Annotated in this window: 17 protein-coding genes; 9 read left to right on the top strand and 8 right to left on the bottom strand. The window is 65.9% G+C overall.

Annotated features, from left to right (window positions below):
- Positions 1 to 26: 26 nt before the first annotated feature.
- The 4 genes from BSY17_RS07545 to BSY17_RS07530 form a co-directional block, all read right to left on the bottom strand.
- Positions 27 to 1,223: an MFS transporter gene (locus BSY17_RS07545; RefSeq protein ID WP_069065052.1), complete on the bottom strand. Its 1,197-nt coding sequence runs from the start codon at positions 1,221 to 1,223 to the stop codon at positions 27 to 29.
- 153 nt (positions 1,224 to 1,376) lie between these two features.
- Positions 1,377 to 2,069 carry a L,D-transpeptidase family protein gene (locus BSY17_RS07540; RefSeq protein ID WP_069065051.1) on the bottom strand — a complete coding sequence of 231 codons (693 nt, stop codon included), beginning with the start codon at positions 2,067 to 2,069 and terminating at the stop codon, positions 1,377 to 1,379.
- Between the two features lie 326 nt (positions 2,070 to 2,395).
- On the bottom strand, positions 2,396 to 4,663 hold the full coding sequence (locus tag BSY17_RS07535; protein WP_069065050.1) for an NADP-dependent malic enzyme: 2,268 nt from the start codon (positions 4,661 to 4,663) through the stop codon (positions 2,396 to 2,398).
- 10 nt (positions 4,664 to 4,673) lie between these two features.
- Complete coding sequence (locus tag BSY17_RS07530; RefSeq protein ID WP_069065049.1) at positions 4,674 to 5,597, bottom strand: LysR family transcriptional regulator; 924 nt, start codon at positions 5,595 to 5,597, stop codon at positions 4,674 to 4,676.
- A gap of 137 nt (positions 5,598 to 5,734) precedes the next feature.
- On the opposite strand from BSY17_RS07530, the gene BSY17_RS07525 reads away from it, so the two are divergent.
- The 3 genes from BSY17_RS07525 (at position 5,735) to BSY17_RS07515 (ending at position 9,883) form a co-directional block, all read left to right on the top strand.
- Positions 5,735 to 7,846: a malate synthase G gene (locus BSY17_RS07525; RefSeq protein ID WP_069065048.1), complete on the top strand. Its 2,112-nt coding sequence runs from the start codon at positions 5,735 to 5,737 to the stop codon at positions 7,844 to 7,846.
- Positions 7,847 to 8,013: 167 nt separating this feature from the next.
- Positions 8,014 to 8,640, top strand: coding sequence for a glutathione S-transferase family protein (locus BSY17_RS07520; RefSeq protein WP_069065047.1), 627 nt, complete (start codon positions 8,014 to 8,016; stop codon positions 8,638 to 8,640).
- Positions 8,627 to 9,883, top strand: a complete 1,257-nt coding sequence (locus BSY17_RS07515) for a M24 family metallopeptidase (RefSeq protein WP_069065046.1) — start codon at positions 8,627 to 8,629, stop codon at positions 9,881 to 9,883. The genes BSY17_RS07520 and BSY17_RS07515 overlap by 14 nt, the downstream gene beginning before the upstream one ends.
- Here BSY17_RS07515 and BSY17_RS07510 read toward each other — a convergent pair.
- A complete protein-coding gene (locus tag BSY17_RS07510) occupies positions 9,880 to 11,277 on the bottom strand; it encodes a protein adenylyltransferase SelO family protein (RefSeq protein ID WP_069065045.1) in 1,398 nt (465 codons plus the stop codon). The genes BSY17_RS07515 and BSY17_RS07510 overlap by 4 nt on opposite strands.
- A 37-nt stretch (positions 11,278 to 11,314) precedes the next feature.
- On the opposite strand from BSY17_RS07510, the gene BSY17_RS07505 reads away from it, so the two are divergent.
- From BSY17_RS07505 to BSY17_RS07485, 5 genes are all read left to right on the top strand, one after another.
- Positions 11,315 to 12,184 (top strand): alpha/beta fold hydrolase, encoded by an 870-nt coding sequence (locus tag BSY17_RS07505; RefSeq protein WP_069065044.1) that lies wholly within the window; start codon positions 11,315 to 11,317, stop codon positions 12,182 to 12,184.
- Complete coding sequence (locus BSY17_RS07500) at positions 12,177 to 13,307, top strand: glycosyltransferase (RefSeq protein WP_069065043.1); 1,131 nt, start codon at positions 12,177 to 12,179, stop codon at positions 13,305 to 13,307. Before BSY17_RS07505 ends, BSY17_RS07500 begins: the two co-directional genes overlap by 8 nt.
- A 93-nt stretch (positions 13,308 to 13,400) precedes the next feature.
- A complete protein-coding gene (locus tag BSY17_RS07495) occupies positions 13,401 to 14,804 on the top strand; it encodes an NAD(P)H-dependent flavin oxidoreductase (RefSeq protein WP_069066847.1) in 1,404 nt (467 codons plus the stop codon).
- Positions 14,804 to 15,016 carry a DUF2093 domain-containing protein gene (locus BSY17_RS07490; RefSeq protein WP_069065042.1) on the top strand — a complete coding sequence of 71 codons (213 nt, stop codon included), beginning with the start codon at positions 14,804 to 14,806 and terminating at the stop codon, positions 15,014 to 15,016. Before BSY17_RS07495 ends, BSY17_RS07490 begins: the two co-directional genes overlap by 1 nt.
- Positions 15,017 to 15,432: 416 nt before the next feature.
- The gene (locus tag BSY17_RS07485) at positions 15,433 to 15,813 is read left to right on the top strand and encodes a VOC family protein (protein ID WP_069065041.1); all 381 of its coding nucleotides are present in this window, start codon (positions 15,433 to 15,435) and stop codon (positions 15,811 to 15,813) included.
- A gap of 25 nt (positions 15,814 to 15,838) precedes the next feature.
- On the opposite strand, the gene astD is transcribed toward BSY17_RS07485, so the two are convergent.
- Together astD and BSY17_RS07475 are read right to left on the bottom strand one after the other, a co-directional pair.
- On the bottom strand, positions 15,839 to 17,245 hold the full coding sequence (gene astD / locus BSY17_RS07480; protein ID WP_069065040.1) for a succinylglutamate-semialdehyde dehydrogenase: 1,407 nt from the start codon (positions 17,243 to 17,245) through the stop codon (positions 15,839 to 15,841).
- The gene (locus tag BSY17_RS07475; RefSeq protein ID WP_069065039.1) at positions 17,242 to 18,258 is read right to left on the bottom strand and encodes a 2-oxoadipate dioxygenase/decarboxylase family protein; all 1,017 of its coding nucleotides are present in this window, start codon (positions 18,256 to 18,258) and stop codon (positions 17,242 to 17,244) included. The genes astD and BSY17_RS07475 overlap by 4 nt, the downstream gene beginning before the upstream one ends.
- A gap of 87 nt (positions 18,259 to 18,345) precedes the next feature.
- On the opposite strand from BSY17_RS07475, the gene gcvA reads away from it, so the two are divergent.
- Complete coding sequence (gene gcvA / locus BSY17_RS07470; RefSeq protein ID WP_069065038.1) at positions 18,346 to 19,239, top strand: transcriptional regulator GcvA; 894 nt, start codon at positions 18,346 to 18,348, stop codon at positions 19,237 to 19,239.
- 84 nt (positions 19,240 to 19,323) lie between these two features.
- Here gcvA and BSY17_RS07465 read toward each other — a convergent pair whose 3' ends face one another.
- Positions 19,324 to 20,346: an SPOR domain-containing protein gene (locus tag BSY17_RS07465; RefSeq protein ID WP_069065037.1), complete on the bottom strand. Its 1,023-nt coding sequence runs from the start codon at positions 20,344 to 20,346 to the stop codon at positions 19,324 to 19,326.
- Positions 20,347 to 20,494: the final 148 nt, after the last annotated feature.

The raw sequence follows: 20,494 nt of genomic DNA, 5'->3' as shown, positions 1-20,494 counted from the left end.
TGGGACAAGCGCTGCGGCAAAGCGGCTTATTCGGCCGGAACCGCGATCATCCGCGTGGTCCGCTGTTGCAAAGCGATCGACAGGAGGAAGACGACGAGGCCGCCCAGCGCCAGCGCGGCACCGATCCAGCCGGTCGAGGTTAGGCCATAGCCCGCCGCGATCGCCATGCCGCCGAGCCACGGGCCAAGCGCATTGGCGACGTTGAAGGCGCTATGGTGCAGTGCCGCCGCGAGCGTCTGCGCATCGCCCGACACGTCCATCAACCGCGCCTGCAACGGCGTGCCAAGCCCGCCGCCCGCGCCGATCAGGAAGATGATGAGGCTGAGCGTCCAGATATTGCCCGCCATCAGCGGGAACAGCGCCAATGCGCCCGCGCTCCACAGCAGCACGAGGATGACGGTGCGGTTGAGCGCCCGGTCGGCCATCCACGCGGCGACGAGGTTGCCGATCGTCATGCCGACGCCAAAGATCATCAGGATCACTGGCACCCAGACCTCGGATACGCCGGTCACCTCGATCATGGTCGAGGCGACATAGGTATAGACCGCGAACAGCCCGCCAAAACCGATTGCGCCGGTCAGCAGCGTCAGCCAGACCTGTGGCTTGGCGAGCGCGGTCAGTTCGCGCGCGGCGCTCGCCTTGGGGTCGCCTGCGTCGCGCGGGGCGTAGAGCGCCACCAGCGTCATGGTTGCGATGGCGAGCGCGGTGACCACGAAAAAGCCCGACCGCCAGCCCAGCGCCTGCCCCATCCAGTTGGCGACGGGCACGCCCAGCACCGTGGCGATGGTGAGGCCCGACATGACCCGCGCAATCGCCTGCGCGCGCTTTTCGATCGGCACCAATTTCGCGGCCACCAAGGCGGCGACACCGAAATAGGCGCCATGCGGCACGCCGCTCAGGAAGCGGAAGGCGAGCATCCAGCCATAGCTGGGCGACAGCGCCGACAGGCCATTGCCGATCGCGAACAAGGCCATCAGGCCGATCAGCAAGTGGCGCCGCGGCAGGCGCGCGCCAAAGGCGGCGATCACTGGCGCGCCCGCCACCACGCCCAAAGCATAGGCGCTTATCGCATGGCCGGCGGTCGGCACATCGATGCCGAGGTCACGGGCGAAGAAGGGCAGCAGACTCATCGCCGCAAATTCGGTGGTCCCGATAGCGAAGGCGCCAACGGCCAACGCGAAAAGGACGAGCGCGGGTTGCGCCTGGTGGGGGCGGGTGCCCATGGCTTAGCTCCATGCTGCAATGCAAAATAGCGGAAGCGCGGCAGATGGTCCCGCTGACAACGCTGGTCAAGGGCAGGCGCGCTTGAGTTTATTGCAAGTGCTGCGGCGTATTACGCAACACACGCCATCATCGCGGGATAATGTCGCGGGGCGCTACGCCCCGACCTGCGCCTTGCTGACGTCGAGCCGCTTGCCGTTGGTGATGACGACGACGTCGCCCAATTTGGTGACACCGAACAATTTTTGCGCGAAGGCGACGGGGACGCCGATGCAGCCATGGGTTGCCTTGCCCCATTGCACGTCGCTGCCATGGATCGCCACGCCGTCGCTGGTCAGGCGCAGCATATAGGGCATCGGTGCATTGTCGTAGAGGTTGGAATAATGGTCGGCGTCCTTCTGCGTGATCGGGAAGGCGCCCAGGGGGCTGGGCTTGTCGGTCGCGCCATAGAGGATGACCGCCGCGCCGATTTCATAGCCTGCGCGGAACACCGATAGCGTTTGCGCGCGCAGGTCCACGGTGATGATGACGGGGCCGGTCGTCGGCGCACCGCTTTCGTCCCAGGCATAGTCGCCATGGCGGAACGGGCCGTCGATCTTGAGGACGCGTTTGACCGTCAGGGCGCGCGGATCGATCGTCATTGGCTGATCGCTGCGGCGTTCGGCGGGCTTTGCGGGGGCAGGGGCGGGGGCAGGTGGTGCCTTTGCTATGGGCGCAGGCGGGGCGGGTTCTTCGGCGGCGGGGCGGTCGATCCAGCCCGACGCAAGCAGGCCAATGCCCGCCAGCCCCGCGCCGATCGCCAGCTTGGGACCAGCGCTTTTCGCCAATGCTTTGAGCAGAGCTGCCATATCATCCTCGAATAAATTCCTCCCCTGGTAGGGGAGGGGGACCACGAAGTGGTGGAGGGGTGTCGCCCTATGAACAGGGGGACATTCTTCCGTCACACCTCCCCTGTCAGGGAAGGCTATCGCATATGGCACCTAACCTATTTAAAGTCGTCACCCTGAACTTGTTTCAGGGTCCATTTCTCCCCACGAGCCACCGCTTTTGGGGCATGATGGATGCTGAAACAAGTTCAGCATGACGCGGTAAAATGGAGTGCGTTCCATATGCGATAGCCCTCCCCTTACAGGGGAGGATTACCATCCTCCGCCATAGCGGCAAAAGGTTAAGCTCAGCCTTCGCGGGCGACTTCCGCCGCCGCGATGGCGGTGAGGTTGAGGATGCCGCGCGAGGTGACGCCGGGGGTCAGCACATGAATGGGCTTGGTGAGGCCCATCAGCATCGGCCCGACGGTGGGCGAACTGGAGGAGGCGGACAGCGCGGTAAGCGTGATGTTTGCCGCGTCAAGGTTGGGCATGACCAGCAGATTGGCCGGCCCTTCGAAGCGCGAATCGGGGATCAGCTTCTCGCGCAGCGCTTGGCTCAAGGCCGCATCGGCGTGCATTTCGCCATCCACCGCAAGGTCGGGCGCGGCCTGCCGCACCAGTTTGAGCGCGGCGCGCATCTTGCGCGCGCTGTCGCTGTGCGAGGCACCGAAATTGGAGTGGGACAGCAGGGCGACGCGCGGGACCAGGCCGAAATGCTCCAACTCGGTCGCCGCCAGCAGCGTCATTTCCGCAACCTGTTCGGGCGTCGGATTGGGCACCATATGGGTGTCGGTGATGAACAGCGCGCCTGCGTCGAGGATCAGCCCCGACAGCGCATAGACGCGGTTGCGGCCCGGCACCCGGTCGATGATGCGCAGCGCATGTTCGACCTGGCCCCAATATTCCGAATTGCCGCCGATCAGCGCGGCATCGACATGGCCGAGGCGCAGCAGCATGGCGGCGGTGACGCTGGGACGGCGATAGACATGGCGCAGCACTTCGGCGGCGGGCACGCCCCGGCGCGAGGCGACGGCGCGATAGCCCTCGACCAGTTGCGCCATGATCTCATGATCGGTTTCGGGGTCGATCACCTCGACATCACGGCCCAGCTCAAAGCGCAGGCCAAGGTCGGGCAGCTTCTGGTTCAGGATGCGGCGGCGCGCGATGATGGTCGGGCGGACGATGCCTTCGTCCAGCGCGTCCTGAATGGCGCGCAGCACGCGCTCATCCTCGCCCTCGCCATAGACGATGCGGCGTGCGCCGCCGCGTGCGGCCTCGAACACCGGCAGCATCAGTTGGCCGGAGCGGGTATTCTGCCGCGTCAGGCGGCGGCGATAGTCGTCCAGGTCGATCGGGCGGCGGGCAACGCCGCTGTCCATCGCTGCGCGCGCCACCGCGACCGCGATCTCGCCGATCAGGCGCGGATCGAAGGGGGTGGGGATGATGTAATCGGGGCCGAAGACCAGCCTGCGCCCGCCATAGGCCTGCGCCACGCTGTCATGCGCAGGCATGCGGGCGAGGCTGGCGATCGCGTCGGCGGCGGCGACCTTCATCGCTTCGTTGATCTGGGTCGCGCCGACATCGAGCGCGCCCCGGAAGATATAGGGGAAGCACAGGACGTTGTTGACCTGATTGGGATAGTCCGAGCGGCCGGTGGCGATGATCGCGTCGGGGCGGACTTCGCGCGCCGCTTCCGGGCGGATTTCGGGTTCGGGGTTGGCGAGCGCGAAGATCAGCGGATTGGGGGCCATCAACGGCAACCATTCGGGCTTCAGGACGCCGGGCGCGGAGAGGCCGAGGAACAGATTGGCCCCCGGCAGCACGTCGGGCAGGGTGCGTGCATTGGTGACGCGGGCATAGCGCGCCATATTGGGCAACATGCCTTCGCGGCCCGAATGGATGACGCCATCCTTGTCGGTCATGGTGACATTGTCGACCGGCAGGCCCATCGACACGAGCAGGTCGACGCAGGCGAGCGCCGCCGCGCCCGCGCCCGACGTCACCAGCTTGGCATCGGCCAGCGTCTTGCCCTGAATCACCAGCGCGTTGCGCACAGCGGCGGCGACGACGATGGCGGTGCCATGCTGGTCATCATGAAAGACCGGAATATTCATCCGTTCCTTCAACCGCGCCTCGATCGCGAAACATTCGGGTGCCTTGATATCTTCCAGGTTGATGCCGCCGAAGGTCGGCTCCATCAAGGCGACGGCTTCGATGAATTTTTCGGGGTCAGTGGTGTCGAGTTCGATGTCGAACACGTCGATATCGGCGAATTTCTTGAAGAGGACCGCCTTGCCCTCCATCACCGGCTTGGACGCCAGCGCGCCGATCGCGCCCAGGCCAAGGACGGCGGTGCCGTTGGAGATGACCGCGACCAGATTGCCGCGCGCGGTATAATCGAGCGCCTTGTCGGGATCGGCGGCGATCTCCATGCAGGGGGCGGCGACGCCGGGCGAATAGGCCAGCGCGAGATCGCGCTGGTTGACCATGCGTTTGGTCGGCTCGATCCGCAGCTTCCCCGGCTGGGGAAAGCGGTGATAGTCGAGGGCGGCGCGGCGGGTATTATCGTCCATGCGATGGGCCTTAAGGGCTGCGTTCCGCAAGGGCAATGGTGGAACGCGCCCAGGGGGGCGTTGGCGCATATAGTCCGACAAGAAAATCGACAAAGGCGGTGATGGCGGCGGGCGGATTATGCTGTGGCAGTTGCACCGCGAACAGGCCGACATCCGCCGACCCTTCATGGTCCGGCACGATCTGCCGAACATCGCCACGCGCCAGCGCGTCGCTGATATCCCAGAGCGAGCGCAGGGCGATGCCGCCGCCTGCCAGTGCGAGTTCGCGCACGACCTCGCTGCTGTTGGTGCGGACATGGCTGCGCCCCTCGACTGTCACCGGGCCTTTCGGGCCGACGAGGCGCCAGGGCATCTGGCCATCGGCGGCGAGCAGGCGGTGGGTTTTGAGGTCGGCGAGGGTGGCGGGCGTGCCGTAGCGGTCGAGATAGGCGGGCGCGGCGCACAGGATGCGGCGGTTGGTCGCCAGCCGTCGCGCGGCGAGGCCCGGCCCCGGATCGGCAGTGATGCGGATGGCGAGGTCCGCGCGGGTGTCGATCAGGTCGGCGAAATCGTCCGACAAGTTGATGGCGAGATCGACACGGGGATGGGCGTCCAGAAAGCGTGGCAGCCAGGGGGCGAGATGCATCCGGCCGAAGGAGGTGGGCGCGGTGATGCGCAGTGGTCCCGCGACGATCGCCGACGTGCCCGAAACGCGCCGCTCGGCTTCGTCCAGCGCCGCCAATATGCCGCGCAGATCGGCATGGAGCCGCTCGCCCGCCGGGGTCAGGGCCAGCCGCCGCGTGGTGCGGTGAACGAGGCGCGTGCCCAGCCGCTCCTCCAGCCGGGCGAGCCGCTTGGACATCATGGCGGGCGAGATATGCAGGCGGCGACCGGCAGCAGCGAGGCCGCCTTCGTCGACGATCGCGACGAACAGTTCATGGTCGGGGTCCATCATATTCGTTCACCATGGGAATGACTATGTTCGCATAATAGTGAATATACGACATAATGGGAATGGGGTATTCCAGTATCCAACATCATCGTCATTCCCGCCTTGGTGGGAAAGACGGGGCAGAAGTTAGGAGCAGATTGATGACCGACCGCATGATCGACAAATCCGGGCTGAAGGTCGCGGCATCGCTCGCCGACTTCATCGACAACCAGGCGCTGCCCGGCACCGGCATTGAACCCTCCGCCTTTTGGGCAGGAGCTGCGGACATTTTCGCGCGCTTCACCCCGGACAATATCGCGCTGCTGGAAACCCGCGACGCGATGCAGGCGCAGATCGATGACTGGCATGAGCAGCGGGCAGGCCAGCCGCATGACCCGCAAGCCTATCAGGCCTTCCTGCGCGAGATCGGCTATCTGGTTCCCGAACCCGCGCCCTTCACCATCGGCAGCGAGCATGTCGATGACGAGGTGGCGCGGCTCGCCGGGCCGCAGCTGGTCGTCCCCATCCTCAACGCCCGCTTCCTGCTCAATGCCGCCAATGCGCGCTGGGGAAGTCTGTACGATTCGCTGTACGGCACCGACGCCATTCCCGGCACGGCGGCAGGCAAGGGCTATGACGCGGCGCGCGGCGCGCAGGTCATTGCCTGGGCCAAGGCGTTTCTGGATGACGCCATCCCGCTCGCTAACGGTAGCTGGGCCGATCTTGCGAGCGACGAGATCGTCCTCGCCGATTCCAGCCAATATCTGGGCCGCAGCGAGAAGGGCCGCCTGTTCCGCCACAACGGCCTGCATATCGAAGTCGTTTTCGATAGCAGCCATCCCATCGGCGCGACTGATCCCGCAGGCATATCCGATGTCATCCTCGAATCGGCGCTGACCGCCATTTGCGATCTGGAGGATTCGGTCGCGGCGGTCGATGCGGCGGACAAGGTGGCAGCCTATGTCAACTGGCTGGGGCTGATGAAGGGCGACCTGACCGAGACGTTCGAGAAGGCGGGCACGATGATGACCCGCGCGCTCAACCCCGACCGCGCTTATACGGCATCGGATGGCAGTGGCTTTACGCTGCCCGGCCGTAGCCTGCTGTTCGTCCGCAATGTCGGCCATTTGATGACGACGCCCGCCATCCTGCTGCCCGATGGTGCGCAAGCGCCCGAAGGCATACTCGACGGCATCGTCACCAGCCTGATCGCGCTGCACGATCTGGCCCGCGAAGGCGGCAACAGCCGCGCGGGTAGCGTCTATATCGTCAAGCCCAAGATGCACGGACCCGACGAAGCGGCCTTCACCAATCGCCTGTTCGACGCGATCGAGGATATGCTCGGCATGGCGCGCCACACGCTCAAGGTCGGCGTCATGGATGAGGAGCGCCGCACCTCGGCCAATCTCGCCGCCTGCATCCATGCCGTGCGCGACCGCATCGTCTTCATCAACACCGGCTTCCTCGACCGCACCGGCGACGAGATGCATACGTCGATGCAGGCCGGGCCGATGATCCGTAAGGGCGAGATGAAGAGCAGCGACTGGATCACCGCCTATGAGGATCGCAACGTCCAGATCGGCCTCGCCTGCGGCCTGTCGGGTCGGGCGCAGATCGGCAAGGGCATGTGGGCCGCGCCCGATCGGATGGCCGACATGCTGGAACAGAAGATCGGGCATCCCAGAAGCGGGGCCAACACCGCCTGGGTGCCATCGCCGACCGCCGCGACGCTGCACGCGACCCATTATCATCGCTTCGACGTGTTCGCGCGGCAGGCGGAGCGGGCGGCGGAGGGCATCGCCCCCCTCGAAAAGCTGCTGACCATCCCGGTCGCCACCGGGCGTAACTGGTCGGAAGAGGAGATCCGCCAAGAATTGGACAATAATGCGCAAGGCATATTGGGCTATGTCGTCCGCTGGATCGACCAGGGGGTCGGCTGCTCGAAAGTGCCCGACATTCACGACATCGGCCTGATGGAAGACCGCGCGACGCTGCGCATTTCCTCGCAGCATATGGCCAACTGGCTGCTGCATGGGATTTGTACCGGCGAGCAGGTCGATGCCGCGCTCCGGCGCATGGCGGCCAAGGTCGATGCGCAGAATGCGGGCGATCCTTTGTATCAGCCGATGAGCGGGCGCGAGGCGGAGAGCCTGGCGTTCCAGGCGGCGCGTGCGCTGGTGTTCGAAGGAGTTGCCCAGCCCAATGGCTATACCGAACCGCTGCTCCACGCCTATCGCGCGAAGCAGAAGGCGGCGGCGTTGGAGGTCGCATAAAACTGTTCGTCATCCCTGCGAAGGCGGGGATCCATCTCCCAACCTCGCGCCTGAAGATGGGGCCGGAGATGGGTTCCCGCCTTCGCGGGAATGACATGGCTTTGCTTGAACTTGGCAACGCCCCGATGCTGCGTTAGCCCTGACCGCCACGCAGCATCGGAGCCGTCATGACCATCATCGTCCACCACCTCAACAACAGCCGCTCGCAACGCATCCTGTGGATGCTGGAGGAACTGGGCGAGGCTTATGAGGTGCGCCGCTATGAACGCGACGCCAAGACGATGCGCGCGCCCTCGTCGCTGCGTGCGATTCATCCGCTCGGCCGGTCGCCGGTGGTGGAGGTGGATGGCCATCGCCTGATCGAAACCGGCGCGATCATGGACTATCTGGTCGGGCGTGCCGCCAATCGCTTCGGCCCGCCCGCTGATGCGGACGGCGCGATCCGTTACCGTCAGTTCCTCCATTATGCCGAAGGATCGCTGATGCCACCGCTGCTGGCGCTGCTCATCATCGGCAAGCTCGGCCTGCTGGGGCGTCCGGCGCGGCCGACGGTGCAGGGGATGCTCGACGATCATCTCGACTGGATCGAAAGCGAATTGGCGAGCCGCCCCTATTTTGCGGGCGATGCCTTTACGGCGGCAGACATGATGATGAGTTTCCCGCTGGAAGCGGCCTGCTCGCGCGGTGGCCTCAACGACAGTCGGCCGCATATCCTGCGCTGGCTCAGCGAGATGCACGCCCGTTCCGCCTACCAGGCCGCGTTGCAGGCCGGTGGCCCCTATGCTTACGCCTGATCGCCGCAGCCTGCTCGGCTATGCCGCCGCTGGCATCGCCGCCGCCGTCACCCCGCGCCTGTTCGCGCAGGAGCGGGCGGCGGAAGCGCTGACGTCCCTGACCCAAGGCATTAAGCCCATCGGCCCGGCCGAACGCGCCGATCGCCTGTCCCGCGCGCAGACGATGATGCAGGCTCAGGGCATCGACGCGCTGCTGATCGAACCGGGGGCGAGCCTCATTTACTATAGCGGCGTGCGCTGGTGGCGCAGCGAGCGGCTGACCGCGCTTGTGATCCCGGCGTCGGGCGCGCCGCTCATCATCTGCCCCTTTTTCGAAAAGCCCTCGATCGACGAATCGCTTGGCATCCCGGCGGAGGTACGGGTGTGGCAGGAGCATGAAAGTCCCCACGCGCTGGTCGCTGCCTTCCTGACCGAAAAAGGGCTGGCGAAGGGGCGGATCGGCATCGAGGAGACGGTGCGCTATTTCGCGGTCGATGGCCTCAAGGCGGCGCTGCCGCAGGCGCGTCTGATGACCGACCCGGTCACCCGCGCGCTGCGAATGCGCAAGACGCCCGCCGAAATCGCGCTGATGCAGACCGCCGCCGATGTCACCATGGCCGCCTATCGCTGGACCTATCGCCAAGTGAAGGCAGGCATGACCCCGGCCGATATCGGCGCGCTGATGACCGCCGCGACTACCGCGCTGGGCGGCAAGACCGAGTTCAACCTTGTGCTGCTGGGCGAAGCCGCCGCCTATCCGCATGGCTCCGGCAAACCGCAGGCGGTGCGGGCCGGGGAGGTCGTGCTGATGGATTGCGGCTGCACCGTGGCGGACTATCAATCGGATATTAGCCGGACCTTCGTTTATGGCGCTGCGCCCAGCACCCAACAGCGCAGCGTCTGGAACGACGTGGCGCAGGGGCAGGCGATCGCCTTCGCCGCCGCCAAACTCGGCACGCCCGCAGGGGCCGTCGATGACGCGGTGCGGGCGCATTATGAGAGCCGTGGCTATGGCCCCGGCTATGCGCTCCCCGGCCTGTCCCACCGCACGGGCCATGGCATCGGGATGGAGGGCCATGAGCCGGTCAACCTGGTCCATGGCGAAACCACCCGGCTGGACGTCGGCATGTGTTTCTCCAACGAACCGGGTCTGTATCTGCCGGGCACGATGGGCGTGCGGATGGAGGATTGTTTCCACATGACCGCGCAGGGTCCGGCGTGGTTTTCAAAGCCCCCAGTATCGATCGAGGAACCCATCGGCTAGTCCGTTACAGGTCCAGCACCATGCGCCTCGCCCATGCGACGGATCGCGGCGACCTTGGTGTGGAGCGGGGCCCAGTCATCATTCTCGGCGATGGCGGACCAGATCGCTTCGACCTCTTCGATATGCATGGAGCAGGGTTGTGGGTCGGCCCAATAGGCGTGGTCCTTTGCGCCGGGCACCGCACGGAAGCCGCTGATGGCGGCGCGGAATTCGCCCCAGGCGGCGTCGCTATAATCGGTGCCGATCCGTGCGGTGCCGCCGCGCCAGTCGTGGAAGAAGCGGTCGATGGGGGTGGCGGTGGTGATCATGGCGCGGACGGCGGACTGGATCATGCCGTCGCTGTCGTCGCCGGGGATGACGCCCAGCCGCCAGCAGAAGCGGCGGGCCATGGCCTGGCCATAGAGGGCGGGGAAGCGCTCAAGCTGCGCGATCAGCGGTTCCGCTTCCACCAGCGCGAGGAGCGAGACGGCGAGTTGGGCGACGTCCCAATGGATCGCCTCGGCCTGCCGACCAAAAGCGTACAGGCCCTGATGGTCGAAATAGGCGGCGGTGAAGCCCGCGTCCCACAAAGGGGTGAAGCGCCACGGGCCATAGTCGAAACTTTCGCCGGTGACGTTGATATTGTCGCTGTTGAGGACGCCATGGACGAAGCCCGCGATCATATAGCTTGCGGCGAGATCAGCGGTGCGTTCGACCACACGGCCCAGCAGTTGCGCAGGGGGATTGTCGCCGGGCGCTTCGCCGTACAGCTGCGTCAGCGCATAGTCGGTCAGGCGGGTGAGCAGTTGCTGGTCTTCATGGAAGGCGGCGCGCTGGAACGTGCCGATGCGGATGTGCGAGTGGGACAGGCGCACCATCGCCGCGCCGCGCGTGGGCGAGGGTTCGTCGTTGCGCTCCAGTGCTTCGCCGGTTTCGATGATCGAGAAAGTGCGCGAGGTGGAGACGCCCAGCGCTTCGAGCATTTCGGTCGCCAAAATCTCGCGCACCCCGCCCTTGAGCGTCAACCGCCCGTCGCCCGACCGACTATGGGGCGTCCGCCCGGTGCCCTTGGTGCCGAGGTCCATCAGCCGGTCGGCATCGTCGCGCAATTGCGCGAACAGGAAGCCGCGGCCGTCGCCAATGTCGGGGTTGTAATGCCGGAACTGATGGCCGTGATAGCGCAGCGCCAGCGGGCGGGGGAGCGATCCGTCCAGCGGCTCGAAATGGCCGAAATGGGCGATCCATTGGTCGTCGGTCAGGCCATCGAGGCCCACCGATGCGGCCGCCCTGTCGTTGCGATAGCGCAGGATGGTCTGGGGGAAGTCCGCTGCCCCGACGGGATCGGCGATGTCGGGCATCAGCGTGTCGATTTGGCGCGCGGGGCGAAATTTGGCGGGTTGCGGCGTCTGGGTCATAAGGTGATATGGGGGTGGCAAGGCGGAAGGATCAAGTTTGAGCGTGTATAACGACGGATATTGGTGGTCCCCCGACGGCCTGCGGCTGCATTATCGCGATTATGCCGGGGGCAGCGATGGACGGCCGCCCTTGCTCTGTCTGCCGGGGCTGACCCGCAATGCGCGCGATTTCGAACCGTTGGCGCAGCGGCTGGCGGGGGAATGGCGGCTCATCTGTCCCGACATGCGCGGGCGCGCCGAAAGTGCCTATGCCAAGGACGCGATGACCTATGTCCCGCTGACCTATATGCAGGATATCAGCCGGTTGCTCGCGGACCTGGCCATCACCCGGTTCGTGGCAGTGGGCACGTCGCTGGGCGGCCTCATCACCATGTTGATGGCGGCTACCCATCGCGAATGGCTGGCGGGCGCGTTGCTCAACGATGTCGGGCCAGCGCTGGAGGAAGAGGGGCTGGCGCGCATCCGCACCTATGTCGGCGTCAACCAGTCGCATCCGACCTGGGTCCATGCCGCGCGCGCGCTGGCGGATGCCAATGGCGACGTCTATCCCGGCTATGACCTGCAAGCCTGGCTGGCGATGGCCAAACGGCTCTATCGGCTCAATAGCGGCGGGCGGATCGTGCTGGATTATGACATGAAGGTCGCCGAGCCCATCCGCGCCATGGGCACCGAGGCGGGGGTGGATATGTGGCCGGTGATGAAGGCGTTTTCGGGCATCCCGACGCTGTTGCTGCGCGGCGAGCGGTCGGACCTGCTGGGCGCGGCGACGGCGCAGCGGATGGCGGCGGAGATCGGGCCGGGGGCGGAACTGGTGACCGTGCCCGGCGTCGGTCATGCGCCGGTGCTGGACGAGCCGGAGAGCATCGCCGCGATCGATAGGCTGCTGGCGCGGGTGCTGCATGGCTGATCGGCCTCATATCCTGCATGTCCATGGCAGTTTCAATCTGGGCGGCAAGGAGGCGCGCGCCGTCCAGCTCATGAACATTTGGGGCGACAAGGCGTGGCACAGTATCGTCAGCGCCGATCCCGACGCGATGGGTGCGCGGGCCGCGATCGATCCCGGCGTTGCGGTCGATTTCCCCGATGGGCCATCCTTTGCGGGCAAGCCGGGGCTGGCGCGCTACAGGGTCATCACGGCTTTTCTCAAGCAGTTCGATCTGATCCTCACCTATAATTGGGGGTCGATGGACGCGGTGATGGCGCATCGGCTGGCGGGGGCGTCGGCGGGCCTGCCGCCGCTGATCCACCATGAGGATGGCTTCAACGCCGACGAAGCCGTGCGGCTCAAGACCAAGCGCAACCTGTTCCGCCGTATCGCGCTGCAGCGGGCGCATGGCATGGTCGTGCCGTCGGCGCGGTTGGAGACGATCGCGCGCACGGTCTGGAAACAGCCCGCGCATAAAGTGCATCTGATCCGCAACGGCATCGACGTGGCGCGCTATGCGCCGCCGCCTGCGCCGGATGCGATTCCCGGTCTGCGCCGGTCGCCGGGCAAATTGCTGGTGGGGACGCTGGCGGGGCTGCGACCGGTCAAGAATATCCCCCGGCTGGTGCGCGCCGTCGCCGCGCACAAGGACCGGCTACAATTGGTGGTGGTGGGCGAAGGCCCGGAACATGACGCGATTCTCGCCGAGGCGGCGCGGCAGGGGATGGGCGACATCCGTATGGCGGGCTTCATGGACCGGCCCTGGCGCTTCGTCGGGCTGTTCGACATTTTCGCTTTGTCGTCGGACAGCGAGCAATTCCCGATCTCGCTGGTGGAGGCGATGGCGGCGGGCGTGCCGGTCGCGTCGATGGATGTGGGCGACGTGGCCAATATGGTCGCGACGGCGAACCAGCCCTATGTCGTGGCCGACGAAGCGGGGCTGGCCGATGCGCTGGGCGCGCTCGCGGCGGATGCGGATTTGCGGGCTACCCTGGGGGCCGCCAATCGCGAGCGGGCAACCCGCGACTATGCCGAAAAAACAATGGTTGCCGCCTATGCTGCATTATATGGAGAGGCTCTGGCCAGCCCCCGGATTTTGCTTTAAGGGCCGCGCCTATTCGTCAGGAGCCGTAAGGGCTGTGTTGGGATCGCATATTCCCGGTAGACCGGCCGGGCCTTTTTGTCGCAGGAGATTTTGGTGTTCAAGGGGTTGAAGCCTATCGTCTATGGTGGCCGCGAAGTCTGGCCGCTGGTCGAAGGCGGCAAGGGCGTTGCGGTATCCAACCATGCGAGTTCCGGTGCCTGGGCGGCGGCTGGCGGCATCGGCACGGTGTCCGCCGTCAATGCCGACAGCTATGACAGTTTCGGCAATGTCATCCCCCAAATCTATCACGGCCGCACCCGCCGCGATCGCCATGAGGAATTGGTCGCCTATGCGATCGACGGCGCGGTCGAGCAGGTCAAGCGCGCCTATGAGATTGCCGATGGCCGGGGCGCGATCAACATCAACGTGTTGTGGGAAATGGGCGGAGCGCAGCGCATCCTGCATGGCGTGCTGGAAAAGACCAAGGGGATGGTCGCGGGCGTGACCTGCGGCGCGGGCATGCCCTACAAACTGTCCGAAATCGCCGCGTCCTACGGTGTCAGCTATCTGCCGATCGTGTCGTCCGGCCGCGCGTTTCGCGCGCTGTGGAAGCGGTCATACTCCAAGGCGTCGGAATGGCTGGCGGCGGTGGTCTATGAAGATCCCTGGCTGGCGGGTGGTCATAATGGCCTGTCCAACGCCGAAGATCCCAAAGTGCCGCAAGACCCCTATCCGCGCGTCAAGGCGCTGCGCGATACGATGCGCGAAGGCGGCATTTCGGACGAGGTGCCGATCGTGATGGCCGGCGGCGTCTGGGCGCTCAAGGACTGGAACGACTGGATCGACAATCCTGAATTGGGGACGATCGCTTTCCAGTTTGGCACGCGCCCGCTGCTGACGCAGGAAAGCCCGATCCCGCAGGAATGGAAGGATCTCCTGACCCAGCTAAACCCCGGCGATATCTTGTTGCACAAATTCTCGCCGACCGGCTTTTACAGTTCAGCGGTACGCAACCCGTTCCTGCGCGAGCTGGAAGCCCGGTCGGAACGGCAAATCCCGTTCAGCACCGAACAGGCGGGCGACCATACTCATCAGCTGGACGTGGGCGTCAAAGGCAAGAATTTCTGGGTGACGCTGGGCGACCTCAATCGTGCGCGCGAATGGGTGGGGCAGGGCTTTACCGCCGCGCTCAAGACGCCGGACAATACGCTGGTGTTCGTCGGCGACAGCGAAAAGTCGATGATCCGCAAAGATCAGACCGACTGCATGGGGTGCCTGAGCCATTGCTCCTTCTCGTCCTGGATGGACAGCGAGACCAATTCGACCGGGCGGCTGGCCGACCCGCGCAGCTTCTGCATCCAGAAGGCGTTGCAGGAAGCGGTGCATGGCGGCGACCTGGACAAGAATCTCGTCTTCGCCGGCCATGGCGCCTATAAGTTCAAGCAGGATCCCTTCTACTCCAATGGCTTCGTGCCGACCGTCAAGCAGCTGGTCGACCGTATCCTGACGGGCGATTGATGGCGGATATTCAGGGCCTGGCCGTGCTGCGTTACGACACGCCGCATTTCGACGTCGAACGGCCGGGCCAGTTCGTGGTCTGCGCCGTGTCGGGCGCGCGGATCGACCTGGACGAGCTGAAATATTGGAGCGCGGAGTTTCAGGAAGCCTATCGCGGGCCGGAGGAAGCGACTCGCGCTTTCCTGAAACATCGCGGGCCGGATTTCCAGTAGGTTTCCGCAAGCTGGCGGGTGCGGCCGGATGGGACCGCTACCAAATGACGTCAAGAGGGGCGGAATGTTGGTTCACCCCGCCGATAGGGCGGTTGGCCGCAACTTTCCTGTTCCGATACGGTAAAAACTGATGTAATCTTTCCCCAGAGGCGACGCAGAGCGCCCGGCAAGTGGAAGGATGTGTTTCGATGTCTCGTATTGACGTCTTCGGTGATCGTATCTGTATCGTGTCCAGCCTGCTCATCATGGGCTGGTTCCTCTACAACACGATCTTCTGATCCAGCGGATCGCTGCAAAACCGGTCACGCCTAGCTACCGATGCAGCGCGCCTGTGTCTGCCTGCCCTTTCGGGTAAGTCGGATCGAGAGCGTCGCGCGCCTATATAGCGGCACACGCCAAATAGGACAGGAGACGCAATGTTCAGCCACATCATGGTCGGTGCCAATGATATCGAGGCATCGAAAGCCTTTTATGATGCGACCATGGCAGTGCTGGGGGCCAAGCCGGGCATGATCGACCCAAAGGGCCGCGTCGTATATATGCATGACGGCGCATTATTCATGGTGACAAAGCCGATCGACGGTGCCCCGGCCTGTTCGGCCAATGGCGGCACGATCGGTTTCACCATGGCCTCGCCCGAACAGGCGGACGCTTGGCATGCGGCGGGGGTCGCGGCGGGCGGCACGGCCTGCGAGGATCCGCCGGGCGTCCGTGAGAGCCCTTTTGGCAAATTATACCTCGCCTATCTGCGCGATCCCGCCGGTAATAAATTATGCGGTATGCACCGCATCGGCTGATTGCGCCTGGGCTTGTCGTGGCGGTTCAGGACAGGCCGGTCACTGGGACCGCCTGCACCGCTTCCGCCTCGAAACTGGCGATGGGATAGGCGCAATAATCGGCGGCATAATAGGCGCTGGGGCGGTGATTGCCCGATGCGCCAAGGCCGCCAAAGGGCATATTGCCCGCCGCGCCCGTGGTCGGACGGTTGCGGTTGAGGACGCCCGCGCGGCTTTCCTCCACCATCCGCTGCCATAGCCGGTCATCCTGCGCAATCAGCCCCGCCGACAGGCCGAAGCTGGTCGCGTTGGTGGCGCGGATGGCGGCATCGAAGTCGGGCACGCGGACGATCGACAGGACGGGCGCGAAAATCTCCGCATCGGGCGTGTCCACGCCGGTCACGTCGAGCAAAGCGGGGGTGACGAAGGCCGCGCTGCGGCCCTCCACCCCGCCGAACGGACGGATGGCCCGCGCGCCGCGCGCGATCAGGTCGCTGACCGCGCGATGGGCACCGGCGGCGGCCGCGTCCGACACCAGCGGCCCCATGAAAGCGTCGCCCGCTTCATTCCAGGCGGCGATCGGCAAGCGCGCGGCCATGGCATCGACCGCCTCGACGATCGCATCGCCGGTCGCGCCTTCGGGCACGATCAGGCGCCGGGCGCAGGAGCAGCGCTGGCCGGTGGTGATGAAAGCGGAATTGACGATGATCGAGGCGGCGGCGTCCGGGCTGTCCCAGGCGATTAGCGGATTATTGCCGCCCAGTTCCAACGCCATGATGACATGGGGTCGATCGACCAGCGCGCGGCGCAGGGCCGCGCCAGCGCCTGCCGATCCGGTGAAGAGCAATCCGTCAATGTCCTCCGCGACCAGCGCCTCGCCGGTGGCGCGCCCGCCCTGAACGACGGTCAGCAAGCCGTCCGGCAGGCCCGCAGCGGCCCAGGCATCGGCCATCGCCGCGCCGGTGGCGGGGGTGATTTCCGATGGCTTGAAGACGATCGCATTGCCCGCGATCAGGGCGGGGACGATATGGCCGTTGGGCAGATGGCCGGGGAAATTATAGGGGCCAAGCACCGCCATCACGCCATGGCCGCGATGACGCAGCACCGCGCGGCCAAAGGGCATGGTGGCGGCACGCTCGCCGGTGCGTTCGGCATGGGCGGCGATCGAGACATCGACCTTGGCGATCATCGACCCGATTTCGGCGTCGCTTTCCCACAAGAGCTTGCCGGTTTCGCGCGAGATGAGTTCGGCGAGCGCGGCGCGCCGTTCGGCCAGGATGGCGGCATAACGGCGCACCACGGCGATGCGATCCTCCACGGGCAGCGCGCGCCAGGCGGGCAGGGCGGCGCGAGCGGCGGCGATCGCGCCATGGCAGGCGGCGGCGTCGGCGACTGGGCCTTCCCAGACCAGAGCGCGAGAGGCGGGATCGAAGGATTGCAACATGGCGGTCATGCTCCTGCGCGCGTCATGGCGAAAATGCCGGTGGCGTTGCCGGTGTCGAAGGCGAGGTCGAGTTGACCTGTCGCTGGGTCGATGTCGCGGCTGATGAACTCGAAGAAGGAGCCGGGGACGGCGCGTAGCTGGCCATCGGCAAAGCGGCGCTCGACGCTATCGGCGCGCAGCGCGGTCTGGCGCACGCGGCCGGTGGCGGAGATTTCCAGGCGATCCTTGATCGGATGGTCATCCGCCCGCAGCCGGTCGGCCAGGGCAGCGACATCGGCGACCCGGTCGGTCGCGTGATTGAAGGCATTGCCCTCCGTCGCGATCCAGGCGGCTTCGTTGGAGCGCGACAGCAGCAATTGATAGTCGGCAAAATCGGGCGCGTCATGCTGACGGTCGAAGGCCGAGAGGATGGTGGGCAGCGCCGCCACGGCGTCGGCGAACGACACGGACCGGCCCGCCGCAAAATCGTCCAGCACCGCCAGCGCCTGTGCATCGAGCGGATCGCGCGAAGTGCCGAACACACGGACTGCGGCGTCGGCAAAGTCGGCATCGAAGCGATCGACATGCAGTTCGGACAGGAAGAATTGCGGGATGGCGTCGGGATGGTCGGCATGGGTGTAGGCGCGGCCGGTCATCTTCAGCCGGTCGAGCGGGTAGATAGTGGCCATGCGATAGCCGAGCGGCACGAAGATGCGGGCGAAGGCGTCCTCGCCGCCCGGCAACGCGCCGGTGGGGCCATCGGGCAGGCGGATGGTGCGCAATGCGCCATGGTCGAAACTGATCCGGCGGCCCTGCGCCAGCATGTCGGCGACATAAGCCGCACCGCTCGGCACGCGCCGCAACAGATTATCGAACAGCGAAACGGTCATAGCCATCGCGAAGGCGGCGCGCGTCACGGTGGGGCCGCGCTCGGCCAGCAGGGCAGGGGCGATGTGCAGCGCATCGAGCGCCTTTTGGCCGTCCATATCGCCCAGCACGGCTTTGGTCAGGGCGGCAATGACAGGCATATTCTCATTCGACATGGATAGGCTCCCGGTGACAGGCGCAGTATCGCAGGATAGGATGGGTGATGCAAACGGGGAGCCTTCATCAGTTGATGCGATTTTGGAATGAGTGAGGGGCGCAAATGGCTGCCGCCGATGACCGCGCTGGCCAGTTTCGAGGCGGCGGCGCGGCATGAGAGTTTCTCGCGCGCAGGCGACGAGATCGGCCTTACGCAGAGCGCGGTCAGTCGGCAGATCGCCTTGCTGGAGGAGAGGGTCCAGCGGCCGCTGTTCGACCGGATCGGGCGGCGGGTGCGGCTCAATGAAGCGGGGCGCGCCTATGCCGTACAACTCGCGCCTGCGCTCGACGGCATCCGGCGCGCGACCCGCGCGGCGGCGCAGCGGCGGGCGGGATCGGCGTTGCGGATCGCGACGTTGCCCAGTTTCGGAATGCGCTGGCTCGCGCCGCGCCTGCCCCATCTCAGCGCCCGCCATCCGCAACTGGTTGTGGATTTCGCGGCGCGCTCCGAGCCGTTCGATTTTGCGCAGGAGGATTTCGACGCGGCGATCCATTTCGGCCTGCCGCAGGAATGGCCGGGCGTCGTGATGGATTTTCTGTTTCGCGAGGATGTCGTGCCGGTCTGCGCGCCGGGCTGGCTGGCGGCGCATCCATTGCGCGCGCCCGCCGACCTGCTGGATGCGCCGCTGCTCAGCCAAAGTTCGCGGCGCGATGCCTGGCCGCGCTGGTTCGCGGCGGCGGGGGTGGATGCCGACGCGCTGCAACCCGGCCCGACGTTCGAGCATTTCCTGATGCTGGCACAGGCCGCCGCCGCCGGGGCCGGGGTGGCGCTGATCCCCAGCTTCCTGATCCAGCCGGAACTGGAGGCGGGCACGCTGGTCATCCCCTTTGCCCGTCCGCTGTCGAGCGAGCGGGCCTATTATCTGGCCTATCCGTCCGATGCGCTGGCCAATCCCGCCGTCGCGCAGTTTCGGGCGTGGATGCTGGCGCAGGTGGGGTAAAGCGCAGGGCTAACGTGCGTGAGGATGATCCATGGATGCTGTTCCCCGGCCTTCGCCGGGGAACAGGTCGAGTAAGGCGCGGGGTTACATCTTCTTGGGCATGCAGTCCGCACCGGCGGCCTTGATCTTCGCGCACAGGCGCGCGGCGTCGCTGCTGCTGGCGATGGGGCCGGCCTGGAGGCGGGTGACGGTGCCGGCCTTGACCAGATAGGGCTGATAGGCGGACAGGCCGCTGACCTTGCCGGTCATCTGGTTCCACAGCGCGCGGGCGCGGCCATCTTCGCTGAACGCGCCCAATTGGACGCGCCAGCCGCCCGACGCGGCGGGGGCGGGGATGGCCGGTGCCGGGCGCGGCGCGGGTTTGGCGACCGCAACCTGCGGCGCAGGCTTGGGTGCAGGGCGGGGCGCCGGCGGCGTGGCAACCGGGGCAGGCTGGTTGATGTTCGAGGGCGGCAGTTCCGTCGTCCGCACCGCCGAGGTGGCGGACCGTATCGGCGCGGGCTTGGTCGGGGCAGGACTCGCGGCGGCGAGCGCACCCGTCTTTTCCGACTTCTCCAGGCTGGCGGCCAGTGCCAGGCCTTGCTTGCGCTGATCTTCGGGGATGAACTTGTCCATCTCGGTCAAGCTGGTCGCCGCCTGCGGCAGGCCCGATGCCGACGCGCGGGTCATCAATGCATAGGCGCGCACCCAATCCTTGCCGATCAGGTCGCCGTTGAAGAGGGTCGTGCCGACGATATATTGCGCGCGCGGTTCGCCGCGCATCGACGCGCGCTGGAGGAAGGGCATGGCGTTCGCGCGATCGCCCTGCTGGAACATCAGCAGGCCCAGATTATCCTCGGCGCGCAAATGGCCCTGGGCGCTGGCCTTGCGATACCAGTCGAGCGCGGCCGTGAGGTCGGGCTGTACGCCGCGACCCAGCTTATAGGCCTGGCCCATGTTGAATTGCGCATCGGGATCGCCCGCGAGCGCCAGCGGCCGCCACTCAGCGATCGCCTTGGCATAGTCGCCCTGCTGCCAGGCATCGACGCCCGCTTTGACGTCGGCCATCGCTGGCGCGGCCAAGCCGATCAGGCATCCCAGCGCCATGCTTTTCCAAAGATACGTCATAGTCCCATGCTCCTGCGCGAACAGCTTTGCGCTGGTGATGCGCAAACAAGGTTAAATTCACGTTAGCATAAGAGACGCAGGATCGAGTGGGACTTGGCTGGACCAGTCCTCGCCCCAAGCAAAGTCGCGCGTGGGTTAACCAATTTTT

Origin of the sequence: Sphingobium sp. RAC03 (genome assembly GCF_001713415.1) — a bacterium.
Lineage (GTDB): Bacteria > Pseudomonadota > Alphaproteobacteria > Sphingomonadales > Sphingomonadaceae > Sphingobium.
This window is presented reverse-complemented; position numbering and strand designations above follow the sequence as displayed.

Coding starts and splice junctions, on each gene's coding strand:
- BSY17_RS07545 (WP_069065052.1), bottom strand. CDS start 1,223: ATGGGCACCCGCCCCCACCAGGCGCAACCCGCGCTCGTCCTTTTCGCG.
- BSY17_RS07540 (WP_069065051.1), bottom strand. CDS start 2,069: ATGGCAGCTCTGCTCAAAGCATTGGCGAAAAGCGCTGGTCCCAAGCTG.
- BSY17_RS07535 (WP_069065050.1), bottom strand. CDS start 4,663: ATGGACGATAATACCCGCCGCGCCGCCCTCGACTATCACCGCTTTCCC.
- BSY17_RS07530 (WP_069065049.1), bottom strand. CDS start 5,597: ATGATGGACCCCGACCATGAACTGTTCGTCGCGATCGTCGACGAAGGC.
- BSY17_RS07525 (WP_069065048.1), top strand. CDS start 5,735: ATGACCGACCGCATGATCGACAAATCCGGGCTGAAGGTCGCGGCATCG.
- BSY17_RS07520 (WP_069065047.1), top strand. CDS start 8,014: ATGACCATCATCGTCCACCACCTCAACAACAGCCGCTCGCAACGCATC.
- BSY17_RS07515 (WP_069065046.1), top strand. CDS start 8,627: ATGCTTACGCCTGATCGCCGCAGCCTGCTCGGCTATGCCGCCGCTGGC.
- BSY17_RS07510 (WP_069065045.1), bottom strand. CDS start 11,277: ATGACCCAGACGCCGCAACCCGCCAAATTTCGCCCCGCGCGCCAAATC.
- BSY17_RS07500 (WP_069065043.1), top strand. CDS start 12,177: ATGGCTGATCGGCCTCATATCCTGCATGTCCATGGCAGTTTCAATCTG.
- BSY17_RS07490 (WP_069065042.1), top strand. CDS start 14,804: ATGGCGGATATTCAGGGCCTGGCCGTGCTGCGTTACGACACGCCGCAT.
- BSY17_RS07485 (WP_069065041.1), top strand. CDS start 15,433: ATGTTCAGCCACATCATGGTCGGTGCCAATGATATCGAGGCATCGAAA.
- astD (WP_069065040.1), bottom strand. CDS start 17,245: ATGACCGCCATGTTGCAATCCTTCGATCCCGCCTCTCGCGCTCTGGTC.
- BSY17_RS07475 (WP_069065039.1), bottom strand. CDS start 18,258: ATGTCGAATGAGAATATGCCTGTCATTGCCGCCCTGACCAAAGCCGTG.
- gcvA (WP_069065038.1), top strand. CDS start 18,346: ATGAGTGAGGGGCGCAAATGGCTGCCGCCGATGACCGCGCTGGCCAGT.
- BSY17_RS07465 (WP_069065037.1), bottom strand. CDS start 20,346: ATGACGTATCTTTGGAAAAGCATGGCGCTGGGATGCCTGATCGGCTTG.